Source organism: Streptomyces sp. SID3212, from assembly GCF_009865405.1.
Taxonomy (GTDB): Bacteria; Actinomycetota; Actinomycetes; order Streptomycetales; family Streptomycetaceae; genus Streptomyces.
On sequence record NZ_WWJY01001008.1, the window covers coordinates 1 to 11,374 of the forward strand.

The window sequence follows — 11,374 nt, forward strand, 5'->3', positions numbered from 1 at the left end:
CCTCGACGCGGAGAGCGCCCGCACCGCGGCGGCCGAGGCGGAACAGGCAGCCGAGGACGCGCGCAAGGCCGCCGCCGACGCCGCCGTCCAGGCGACCGCGGCGGAGGAAGCCGCCAAGGACGCCCAGAAGTACGCGGAGTCCGCCCAGGAGGCCGCGACCCAGGCCGAGAACGCGGGGAACACCGGGCAGATCGAAACCGGCACGGTTCCCGACGAGGCCGGCACGTCCATCGGCGGCATGTTCTATGTCGTCGACCACATCGAGCAGGTCGGCGATCCGCAGGTCCTCAAGAAGACCGACGGCTGCGACGGCTGGTTCGACCAGCTCTTCTACGACGGTGACTGCACGATCACCGAGAAGATCGGGTACAAGGCCGTCCTCGACCTGTACCTGTGCACCACGGAGGTATGGGCGAACACCTGCTTCTCCGACGACACGTTGTACCTGGGCGAGTACCCGACCAAGGAACTGTCCACCGAGGTCACGCACACCATCACGATCGCCGAGTACCAGCAGGGCATCGACCCCGTCGACATCCTCTTCGGAAGCTGGATCCGCTGCGCCCAGAAAATCACCCCCGGTGGTGAGAACGGGAGCTGGGGCGGGTGCGCCTGGGCAGCGGTGGATGTGGCGAGCCTGTTCGCGGGCAAGATCCTCCGGCCCATCGCGGACGCGGTCAGAGCGGCGGACGCGGCGGCGAGAACCGGTATCGGCTTCACCGACGCCCTCGACGCGCTGCGTACCCTCGGCCTGGCCGACGACGTCGTCGCGCGCATCGGGTACCGGGCGATCGACGAGTTCGTCGAGTTCTGCACCAGGCGCCCGGCCGCCCGTACGTCTCTGACCGCACGGGCGTCCGGGGTGGCCGAGGGATGCCCGACAGGTCTCATCGCCTACAACAGTGACGAACTGAGCTACATGGCCTACCGGTTCAGAACGGAGTCCGGTTTCTACGGAGCGGATCACAACGTTGCCGTGGCCAAGGTGCCGGGGTGGAACGACCCCAAGACCGGTGACCTCGTGGTCGCGAGCAGCAGCTTCGCCGGTCACTCCGAGACAGCGATTCTGGACATGCTGAAGGCAAAAGGGTTCGACCCTCGCCAGATCACCGCTCTGTACACTGAGCGGCAGCCTTGTGGTGACTGCGCCTCCGAATTGGCCGGCGCCCTCAAGACGGGCACGCCCATCACGTGGTCGGTCCCTTACTACCCCGGCATCGAGAGTGCGGCGAAGCAATTGCTGGCTGCTTACATCAAACTCGCTCGCGGGGGGCGTTCGGCGCGTTCCCTGACCGGTCAACAGCAGGAAGAGAAGTGAAGGACATGACCGAAAACGGATTCGACCTCCCGCCGAAGGCCCCGCCGGATGTCCTTGCCCAGCGCAACGCACTCGCCGAAGAAGTCTGCCGTACGTTGATTCTGGCCGGAATCCCCACTCACCGGGGCGACTTCGGAGGCGATTCCGAACCCGCGCCCGGGGCGGAGGTTCACGTGGATCCTCTGGTCACCGGTGGTGTGCTGGTGGAATGGAACACGGAGGCGGAATTGACATCTGCCGCGGTGAACCTTCTGGCGGGTGGAGTCGATCCTTCGGATCTGCCGCACGCGATTCGCCATTACGAAACCGTCCAGACCTCTATGCGGGACGCCCTCACCGGGATCCTTTCCTCGGCGGGGTTCCAGACCGAGCAGGCAGACGGGCACACCTACGGGACGGCGGTCTTCGTGAAGAGCGGCAGACCCTGACCCACCGGCACCGGTCATGCCTCGCCGACAACGTCCCGTACCGGCGTCGGCGAGGCATGACACGGGGCGCCGCGACATCCTCGCGAAAGCGATACGGACATCGCCGTACTTCGGCATGGACCATGACGACCTCGTAATCCCCCCGCGCCATCGCGGCACCACGCCAACTGCGACGCTTGCCTGTGCGCCGCAACGACGGGCTGCTAGGTGACGGAGGCGTACGTGCCGAACCAGGGGGACCTCGACCGTCGCTACGCCGCGGACATGGCGCGGGTTGTGGTGCTGCGTATGGCCGGGGTCCGGGCCTCAGGAACCGCGGTCACGTGGCGGGCGAACCGCTGCTGGCCCTTTGCCCTCGCGGTCGGGCTGCCTTTTGTAGCTGCCGGCGTACACCTGGGATTCTTCTCCACCACCGTGCCGAAGTTCCAGACCTACGGCATGTGGCTCCTGTACTACACGCTGGTCAACCTCGCGGTGATCCTTTGTCAATGGATCGGCTGCCGGAGCTTCCACGCGATGTGCGACTCCCTCGACCGCATGCTTACGCCGGCCGGCCGCGTGGCGGTACACGCCTGGATCGACCGAGGTATTTCCGCGAAACGCCAATGGCGATACACCGTACTCGGCGCGGTATCGGCCGTCGGCGCGATGTTCGGAATTCAACGCGCGGTGGGAACCACACCCCACCTCTTCGTCGACGCCGCCTCCTACATGGTGATCGTGGTGACCGGCGCCGCAGCGGCCAACAGCAACTATTGGATGATCCGCGCCATCCGATTGGCGCGCATCGTGACCGACCCGGCGAACGTCAAACTCCTGTGGTTCGCGCCGTCGCGAACCATCGGTCTCGAGCGGCTCGCCCGCTGGTACCGATTCGTCACGCTGGTAGCAGCGGCAGGCCTGTGCCTGGCCTTCGTCCCCGTCATCTACGTATCGCGAATAGACCCGGGCAATGATCTCCTCATCACCATCAAGTGGGTCCTGGCCGGCACGTTCATGGTCGCCATCACACTCTTTGGCCTCTACTCGCAATGGCGCTTGTCGTGGATCGTCGAGCAGGCAAGGGCCGTCTCGATCAGACGACTTGAGGAAGCACTGCCCCCTCGCGCACCTCGCCGTGCCTCCGACATCTCGGAGGCCGATGCGCGAGTGAACGACTTACTGTCGTACATCATCGCGAGTCCCAATACCGCCGTGAACGGCCAGACCCTGGCCTCCACACTCCTGGCGATGTTCGCTGGTGCGCTTCCCATCATCGTCACCGTATTGCTGAGGTGACGAGGACCGAGCGCGGACTTGTCGCAGACCCGTACGGCAACTGTTCATCGATCGCGGGCTCGAAGAGTGCGGCTACGGAGAGGCACGTGCACAACTGCTCGCCGCGAAGCCGGAGGCCGCGAGCCGGCCGCTGTCGGACGGCGGCCGGTTGGGAAAAGCGCGGCGGCCCTTCAGTTGCCATAGACCTCTGTCGGCGTTCACTGACCGTTCAGACCGTTGGGTGGTTGGGCTGGGCCGCTGGAATTACGGTAGAAGGTGTCCAGCGCGGCCGTGCGGCGAACAGGGCGGCTGCCGTCCTCGGGCCCGCTATGCATGCTGGGCCTGGACCGGAGGCTGGGGCACGAGGCAGAGATGTCGAGGGTGGTCAGACTCTCTGTATCGGGATGGGGGGCTCGGTGATCAGGCACGTCCACCATCATCTGATGGGCGTTGCGATGGCGGTGTGCGCCAGCATCGTCAGCGCGCCGGTGGCGTTCGCCGTACGCGGGATACCTGCCCAGGTCGACGACACGGTGTGGAGGGTCGTTCTCCTTTTCTTCGTCGGCAGCGTGTTGTTCGCGATGCTCACGGCTTCCCGGCTCAAGTGGATCGGTGAGGTCCGCATCTTCGAGGAAGCGGTTGCGCTGGACGACCCCGAAACCCTCCACCCCACCGACTACTCTCTGCGCCACAACCTCGTCAACAAGGGTTTTCTCTGTGTGCTGCTGGTGCCGGCACTGGTCGCGGGCCTGGTCCTGAGCCCATGGCTGTCCCTGATTCCCCTGTGGCTGTCCCTGGACTGGCTGGTCCGGGCCGGAATCGCCGCGCGCTGGGAGAAGCGGAACGCGGTGCTGTTATGGCGGGGGCACGTCCCGGCCCGTCCGTGGGAGCTTTCTTACTCCCCGCTCAGGCCGCCGCCGACTCGACCCACGACCGACGGACCGCCCGAGTGACGAAGGGGAAAGGTCACGAGCAGGGGCCTTTCTCCGGCCCGTGTGGCACCGGGCCGGCGGTGCGCTCGCAGCACCTGCGCAAGAACGCCGGCCTCTTCGGAAGGGAACTCCCCCCGGTGGGCCCGGCCCGCGGCGAAGGCCACCCACATCCAGTAGGGCGACACCTGGCCCCCGGAGGCGGACATCCAGTCCTGGTGCATGGCCTGCGATGCGGATGACCAAGCCGACGGCCTCATCGCTCGCCGCCCGTGAGGACGTCGACAGTGGGGCCGGACGGTAATCATCTTGTCCGGCGTCTCTGTCGTCCGTACGGCACCGGGTCCAGACTGCTCGTAGGCGGTTGCCGCAGATATCACACGATCGGAAGTGGACATCTTGAACGACCCGTACGAATTGCGCGAGGGTGTGCCTTCCGTAGCCGTCTTCCGGCGCCTGCGCACCGATGCCGGCCTGTCGGACAAGGCCCCGGAAGCGGTGGCACTCGCCTTGCCGCACACTTGGCACGGAGTGGTCCTCCACCACCAGGGAGAGCCCATCGGCATGGGCCGCGTCATCGGCGACGGCGGGACCGCGTTCCAGATCGTCGACGTCTGCGTCCACCCCGCACACCAGGGCCGCGGCCTCGGCGGGCGCATCATGGCCGCGCTCACCGAGGAACTGGAACGCCGGGCGCCCGCCACCGCCTACGTATCACTGATCGCGGACGGCCCCGCCCGTATCCTCTACGAAAAGTTCGGCTTCGCCGACACCGCGACGCACGACTCGATCGGCATGTACCGCGTAATGGGCACCTGATGGCGGAAGGCCGATCCAGCGCAACCGAGGAGCGGTTTCCGCGCTGACACACCAGCGGTCGGCGCACCGAGCGCCCTCCCGCGCGGCACGGGGCGCGGGAAGAATGCTGGAGATGAGAGGATCGGCTTGAGAGACCTGCCGGACCTGCGGGGAGGATATTTTTCGATCAGTGATCACTGACGATGCGGGACTGATCGCGGTTTCTCGTCTTCCCAGGCTGACGGTGAGTCCGGTCAGCAGGAGGCCGAGGAGGTATACGCAGGCGGTGACGGCGGCGGCGTAGACCGCTGTGCCGCGTGTAAACGTCGAGTCACTATGGTCAGGCTGAATCACGGGCTCGCTGTATCGACGCGGTGGACACCCCTTATGACCTGCTGTCAGGGCTCCCGGTTGACCTGGTCTGTCGCTCCTCCAGACACCGGTGGGCTGATCGGGGCGCAGCTCCCGTGCGACCGCGATCCGTACGAGTACCGCAGCAAGGCCGTTCTCTTGTGGACCGCGGAGGACTTGCTCGGGACAGGCGACTTCGATCAAGTCGCCCTTCAACTTGGCTGGCCATGCCCGCGCGGTCGCCTCCCACGTCCGCCGCCGCGCGTACCAACTGCGGAAGGATAACGACCTGAGGGCACTCGACGATGCTGTCCTGCGCGAGGTGGGCGGCCGTCTGTGCGCACCGCTGGAGGGTACCGAGCACTGAGTCCAGAACGGCGCCCGCCTTGTCCGTACGCCCTACGGACGCCCCGTGTCTTCAGAGGGTTGATCCAGCCTTTGTGTTCGCCTGCGCCCTGTCAGACCAGTCAGGCCCGTTCGATCTCGAAGAGTGCGGCGGAGAGCGGGCGACGAGTACGGCGGCAGGGTTCTTCTGGCAGAGAACCAGGCGTACGACGTCGTTGGCGCGGGCCAGCCCAGGAGACCCTGGGCAAGCCGTCGTCGGCGGCAGCGGGCAGAGGCGTTGGGCGGGGCCTTGCGCCGTGGTCTCGGCGGCGGTTGCCCCCGAGGAGGGGGGGCGAGTACCTGGCCGTCGGCATGGCGGGCGAACGACTGCGCCCCCTGGTCGAGCGTGGAGCGGTGATCTCCGCGATCGTGACCTCTTGCACCGGCTACGTTTGCCATTTCAGACGGGAAGCTCCCACCGGCGTCTTCGGATGGGCAGAGGCCACCGAACACCTCAAAAGCTCCTTGGCCGATGAGTACTCCAAGGCCGACCGGATTGACCGCCGAAGCCGGATCCCTCCGACGCGTCCTCGCCCGCCAGTGGAGCGGCGCCGTTCACCGGCCCGGCTGGCGGACCCGGCGGAAGGACGACAACAGCACCCTCGCCGCCTGCCGCTTTGCCCGGCCCGGGCCACCCCACCACCGGCCTGCTCACCCTCACTATCGAAAGGCACAGCATGAGTCTGGCCGTCCCCGTTTTTTGGGCCGCCAACCGCCCCACCGCTGCCGTGCTCGCCTTCCGAGGCACCCACTGCACCCGCGCCCGCACCATCGAGTTCGGGCGCGGTCGCCCTCCCGCTCTATCCCACCCTCCTCCACGGGCTCCTCCACGACCGGACAGCCGCCGAAGCGTGGCTCCCCTGGAGGCTCCGCATCCTCAATACCGCCGAGGCCATCCCGATTCCGCAGGTGGCCCACCGACCTCGCCATCGCCGTATAGATCGAGAACGAGGCCGGTGACCCGGACGGGGCAGGTCAAGGGTGGAGATGAAGTAGCCGGGATGATCCCCGGCCACGTCGTGGGGCAGGTGACTTTCACACGGCGTCGGCTCGCGGTCTGGTACGGCGGCTACCGGTCCGTCATCTCGGCCCATATGGCCGGAGTCCAGGCCGCATCGAGGAAGGCGCTCACAAGTCTCGTCCGCAGCACGGCGCAGGTCGAGCCCCGGCTGCCCGACCACGTCTAACAGCCATGGAGTCTTCCCTCTTCCCTTGCCTGTCTATCGGCGGCCCCGCCGAGGACGTCGCCCGTCGTGGTGTTCGTCGTGCCCCGACGAACAGCACCCGGGGCGCCGGAGGTCCGGGAGCAGGCTCCGGTCGATGGTCGCCGTCGGTCAGCAGAACCTTCTGGTGGTGGTTCGCCGACCGATTTTGGTCGGGGTGTTAGAGGACGCGGCCGCAGCCGTCGGCTTTGCCGTTGACGATGTTGCAGACCCGGAAGCGGACGTCTCGGACGTTGTTCATGACGAGTGACGTGCTGCCTTTCTGTCCGGGGCCGACGCCGTACAGGATCTCCCAGCCGTCGGCGCTGGAGGAGTCGTCGAACTGCAGTACGCCGTGCCAGCCCGGCCCGCACTTGGTGGGGTGGTTGACGATGGTGGCGGTGCCCCAGGTGCGGTAGAGATCCAGTCCGGGGTTGGTGAGCGCCCAGCCGTAACGGCCTGTGACGGTGTTGCACCCGTTGGAGCTCGAGCCGCTGATGGAGACCTCGGCCGCGCTTGCCTGGCTCGGGAGGAGTGCCAGGCCGGCAGCGGCGGCCACGATCCCGGTGACGCGCCCCAGCCTGCTTGTTGTGCTGCGTACGGACATGCCCAACTCCTTCACGACCTTATGCGCGATTCCGGTGTGAATCGCTGTGCGCCTCATCATGGCGAGAGGACCTTGGGCAAACCTCGGCGAAACCTTGGATCGGGTTCTGACCCACCCGGGCTGTCATCACTCACTGACTGCCTGGCGGTGCGCACACTCCCCGGCCGCACCAACACCACTAGAGGGGTGATCTTGGTTCGGGTTCGGCGGCGGGTCCGTTTTTGCCACCAGAGGCCCGGCCCTTCTGGTCCTGGTCACGCCTGCTGAGTGTCTGTCTGTTGAATATGAGGCCCGCTTCGGGCGGTTCGCCGTGGAGCAGCCGCCGGTGTGCTGGAGCAGTTCCGCCTGGACGCGCGGACTGCGCGAAGTGGCGGGGTGTGGTTGCGGCGTTGGTACGAGCACGCGTGGGAGATCCGGGAGGTCGACGGCTACTGGGACTTCGCGGCCGGATCACGTACGGGTATTCGCCGTACGCGGTCGGGTTCGGCGTGCCCACCACCCCGGCGATCCGGTTCGCTGCGGGCTGCGGGCTGCGGGCTGCGGGCTGCGGGCTGCGGGCTGCCGGTGGTCGGCTCGCGAGGGAGAGCGGCTCGGATCGCGTTCGCGTGCATCGCCTTGACGGTGGCCCGGGACCACGCCGGGGAGGAGGTGTCCGGCGCCGGGGGCGAGACGGATGTGCCAGGCCTACCGGAGGAAGGTGACTGGTCTCCGGAGGCGTTCGGCGGCCTGGACCTCGCTGTACTCGGTACGTCGCGCCATGTGGATGTTCCTCTCTCTCAGGTCTGCCGGGAACGGGCGTACACGGATGCCTGGCTGCTGGTGTCGTTTCGGGCCTGCGGCCTGGTGTAGTGGTTCCGGGCGACCGCCCAGTCGCCCGCACGCTGCCAGGGGTGAAGTACGTCCGGCAGGTGGCTGGCTGTCGGGTGTGGCTGCTGGGGTGATGGTGACGGGTTGTCACGTCCATCGCATGGCGATTGCGGAGAGCTGTTCCATCCGTTCCGGGGTGAGTGTTGCGGCGCGGCTGCGTTGGTTGCTGATCCAGGAGCCGAGCCGGAGTTCCTGTTCCTCCTGGTCTTCCCCGACGGTGATCCGTTCGACGTGCTTCCTCGGGACCTGGAGGTGTCTTTCGCGTTCGTAGTATTGCTTGGCGGCCTGGTAGTGGGTCGCCCATTTGTCGGCCTGCGTGCGGCGTGGCTGCGGCTTCTCGTCCTCGCTGGCGGGCTCGATGCCGAGAACCTGCTCGCACATCCACTGTTGCACGGTAGTGAGCTGGTCCCATCCGAGCCGTACGGAGGTCACCCATCGCCCGAGGTCCTCGTTCTGTCGTACGGTCTCGCCCACCGTAGTAGGCAGCGCTCCACCGGTGTCGAGGTGCGTGCGGACGAGGTGGAAGCACCTCTGCCATGTCACCGGCCAGCTGGGGCACCAGGACGGGTCGATGTCCTCCAGCTGCTCGCGCCGTTCCGCCGGCATGGCGCCGGCTGACGATTCGACGGGCAGTCCCTTCGCGCGCCGCTGCTCGTTCTCGTCGGCTTTCCGGGCGGCGGCCCGTGCGTTCTTCAGCCAGATGCCCACGGCCGCGCCCTGGTAGGTCGCGTCGAGCGGCGCCAGGAGGTGGCCTGCTTGTGCGGCCCATCCTCGGGCGGCCGCCAGTCCTTCCTCCCAGGCGACGTCGAAGTGGGACCAGACCATGCCCAACGAGTCCAACTGAGCGACGCGGTCCTCGTCCATCTTGCCGCGGGCGTAGAGCCGTCTGGCGTCCGCGGTCCATTGCCCCAGCGGGAATCCGGCGAGTGAGGCCGGCCACCCCCTGACCTCTTCTTCCTCTTCCTCAGCAGCCTTCTGGTCGTCGCCGTCGGGTACGCGGAAGGTGAACGGGACGCGGAGGTCGCCGTGTTCGCGGGCGTAGATGACGGCGGCTTCCACGCCGCGCCGCCAGTGTTCGTTCTCCGGGTTGAGGACCCGCAGATTGATGAACGCCGCGAGGGCGGCCGGGTCGCGGGGTGTGCTGAATTTCAGCAGCGCCTTGGCGGGGACACTGATGCCCCCGGAGCCCTCACCGCTCCCGCCTGTGCTCTTCCCGCTTTCGTCCTTGGCTACGGGTTTGTAGGCGCTGGGGGCTTGTTGCTCGGCCAGTTGCTCCACGATCCGGGTGTCGTGCGCGCGCAGCGCCTCCAGCAGTTTCGCCAGTCCGCCGTATGCCCGGCTGGTGAGCATGTTGTCCGCGGTCTCGCCGGGTCCGAGCAGTACCGGGACTACGAGGGAGGCGACCTTGCCTTCGCCGGGCTGTATGCGAAGGGCGCGGCCGACGGCCTGGACGAGGTCGGGCATGGATCCGCGGACATCTGCCCAGTACACGGCATCGCAGTTCGCGGTGTCGACGCCTTCCCCCAGCACCTTCACCGAGGACAGGAAGCCCTTGTCCACCGTGGTGCCGTCGGTGCTGGTCCCGGCGGCGAACTCGGCGAGGACCCGGCGGCGGTGGAGCGGCTTGTGGTCGCCGCACAGCCAGTCCGCCCAGACCGTCTTCGGGTACCGCTGCGGGTCGGCGGCGTGCAGCTGCCCGGCGACGTCGGGGAGGCCGGCCGCGAACGCTTCGGCTTCCTTGACGACGTGGTGGAAGACCAGCGTGCGGCGGAAGCCCTCCTCGGCCGATGCCTTCACCAGGGCGGTCTGCAGGGCGGCGAGCCGGGCCCCGCGTACCTGTGCCGAGCGGCTCTCGGCGCCCAGGAGCTGTGCGGCCTGGAGCCGGGTGTCGCTGATGTCCACGCATACGACCTGGTAGGGGGCGCAGATGCCCCGGTCGATGGCCTCGGAGAGCGTCAGGGTGAAGCAGCGGCTGCCGAACGGGCCCCGGGGGTCGTCGTCCATGCTCGCGACCAGCTCACCGGGTGCGCCGGCCTCGTCCCCGTCCCCGAGCTGCCACAGCCTGGGTGTGGCTGTCATGTACAGGCGTCTCGACGAGGGGATCTTCTGGTTGTCGTGGACGACCGCCCAGGGTTTTCCGATCCGGCCCGAAACGCGGTGGGCCTCGTCCACGACGATCAGGTCCCAGGCCGCCAGGCCCGCGCTGTGCGCGCGTTCCAGGGTGCCCAGACCGAGCGAGGCGTACGTGGCGAACACGGTGACCTGATCCAGGCCTCGGGTCCATTCCACCAGTTCGTCCACGTCGGTGGTGTGGGGGAAGGACGCCTCCTCGCCCCGTAGCGAGGACACGCCGATCACCGGCCCCCGGCGGCCTCCCTCACGCCACGCGGCCTGGGTCTGCGCGAGGAGGTCCAGTGAGGGGACGAGGACCAGTACCCGGCCCGCGTGGAGCTCTTCGGCGCTGTGGGCCGCGACGAGGGTTTTCCCCGAGCCGGTGGCCATGACGACCTGGGTGCGCAGTCCCTTCTCGGGTGTTCGGGTGTGGGCGGGGATGGTCAGGGTGCGTACGACCGCGTCGACGGCTTCGCGCTGGTGGGGTCGCAGCTGTGGGTGCGGCATGGCAGGTGCCTTCGGCGGGGGTCCGGTGATGCCGGGCCGGGGGTTGTGTTCAGGTCCGGTCGAGGAGGGAGTGGAGCAGGGCGATGACCGCGATGCCCACGAGGAGTGCGGTGCCGGCCGGAGGGTGGGTCAGGGCGAGGTAGGTGGCGCCGGTGCGGAGGCGGAGTTGACCGTTCATCTGCGGTTCCTCGGTCGGGCGTGAGTTGTGTGGTGACCTTCAAGATCGAGGCGCTGAATGCCCTCGTGTTCGCCTTGGCGTTGTTCCTTGCCTGGGTGGTGTACCGGCGTACCGACAGCATCGAGTCCGCCGTCGTGACGGGGGCCGCGACGGCGGCTCTGCTCCTGATCCTGTTCAATCCGATCGGGGGTGGCGAGGCGACCGCCGAGACGACTCCTCCGGCGCCGTTGAGCTCGGCCTCGGCCTTTCCGCCGCCGCGGCGTTGAAGCCGTGGGCTGCGGTGTACGGCGGGCGCCGGCCAACCGCCGTACACCGCGACCGCCCGAACACCGGTGCCCGGCCGCCCAACCGGCCGCCAACCGGTCGGCGGCCGTACGGGGGTCTCACCCGGCGCCCACCCCGGGGCCCGTGAGCCGCTGACCATCGCCGCTACCGT

At 67.9% G+C, this 11,374-nt stretch carries 10 protein-coding genes; 7 read left to right on the top strand and 3 right to left on the bottom strand.

From position 1 onward, the window contains the following. The 6 genes from GT042_RS29905 to GT042_RS29930 form a co-directional block, all read left to right on the top strand. On the top strand, positions 1 to 1,318 hold a 1,318-nt coding region (locus GT042_RS29905; protein WP_272925775.1), incomplete at its 5' end, for a nucleic acid/nucleotide deaminase domain-containing protein. Between the two features lie 5 nt (positions 1,319 to 1,323). Continuing rightward, positions 1,324 to 1,746, top strand: coding sequence for a hypothetical protein (locus GT042_RS29910; protein ID WP_161311829.1), 423 nt, complete (start codon positions 1,324 to 1,326; stop codon positions 1,744 to 1,746). A gap of 222 nt (positions 1,747 to 1,968) precedes the next feature. Beyond that, positions 1,969 to 3,024, top strand: a complete 1,056-nt coding sequence (locus GT042_RS29915) for a hypothetical protein (protein WP_161311822.1) — start codon at positions 1,969 to 1,971, stop codon at positions 3,022 to 3,024. A gap of 422 nt (positions 3,025 to 3,446) precedes the next feature. After that, positions 3,447 to 3,956: a hypothetical protein gene (locus GT042_RS29920; RefSeq protein ID WP_161311823.1), complete on the top strand. Its 510-nt coding sequence runs from the start codon at positions 3,447 to 3,449 to the stop codon at positions 3,954 to 3,956. Positions 3,957 to 4,322: 366 nt separating this feature from the next. Then, positions 4,323 to 4,751, top strand: coding sequence for a GNAT family N-acetyltransferase (locus tag GT042_RS29925; RefSeq protein WP_161311824.1), 429 nt, complete (start codon positions 4,323 to 4,325; stop codon positions 4,749 to 4,751). A 1,742-nt stretch (positions 4,752 to 6,493) separates the two neighbouring features. Continuing rightward, entirely contained in the window at positions 6,494 to 6,652 is a 159-nt protein-coding gene (locus tag GT042_RS29930) for a hypothetical protein (protein WP_161311825.1), read from the top strand. Positions 6,653 to 6,848: 196 nt separating this feature from the next. Here the strand turns inward: GT042_RS29930 and GT042_RS29935 are convergent, their stop codons facing one another. The 3 genes from GT042_RS29935 to GT042_RS39965 form a co-directional block, all read right to left on the bottom strand. Then, positions 6,849 to 7,274: a hypothetical protein gene (locus GT042_RS29935; protein WP_161311826.1), complete on the bottom strand. Its 426-nt coding sequence runs from the start codon at positions 7,272 to 7,274 to the stop codon at positions 6,849 to 6,851. 954 nt (positions 7,275 to 8,228) lie between these two features. Beyond that, a complete protein-coding gene (locus tag GT042_RS29940; protein ID WP_161311827.1) occupies positions 8,229 to 10,760 on the bottom strand; it encodes a DEAD/DEAH box helicase in 2,532 nt (843 codons plus the stop codon). 49 nt (positions 10,761 to 10,809) lie between these two features. Beyond that, complete coding sequence (locus GT042_RS39965; protein ID WP_272925776.1) at positions 10,810 to 10,938, bottom strand: hypothetical protein; 129 nt, start codon at positions 10,936 to 10,938, stop codon at positions 10,810 to 10,812. A gap of 32 nt (positions 10,939 to 10,970) precedes the next feature. Between GT042_RS39965 and GT042_RS29945 the strand changes: the two genes are divergently transcribed. Further along, positions 10,971 to 11,204, top strand: coding sequence for a hypothetical protein (locus GT042_RS29945; RefSeq protein WP_161311828.1), 234 nt, complete (start codon positions 10,971 to 10,973; stop codon positions 11,202 to 11,204). Positions 11,205 to 11,374: the final 170 nt, after the last annotated feature.

What these genes read in the sequence shown, in the direction of transcription:
- GT042_RS29935 (WP_161311826.1), bottom strand. Translation starts at nt 7,274, where the DNA reads ATGTCCGTACGCAGCACAACAAGCAGGCTGGGGCGCGTCACCGGGATC.
- GT042_RS29920 (WP_161311823.1), top strand. Translation starts at nt 3,447, where the DNA reads ATGGGCGTTGCGATGGCGGTGTGCGCCAGCATCGTCAGCGCGCCGGTG.
- GT042_RS39965 (WP_272925776.1), bottom strand. Translation starts at nt 10,938, where the DNA reads ATGAACGGTCAACTCCGCCTCCGCACCGGCGCCACCTACCTCGCCCTG.
- GT042_RS29910 (WP_161311829.1), top strand. Translation starts at nt 1,324, where the DNA reads ATGACCGAAAACGGATTCGACCTCCCGCCGAAGGCCCCGCCGGATGTC.
- GT042_RS29940 (WP_161311827.1), bottom strand. Translation starts at nt 10,760, where the DNA reads ATGCCGCACCCACAGCTGCGACCCCACCAGCGCGAAGCCGTCGACGCG.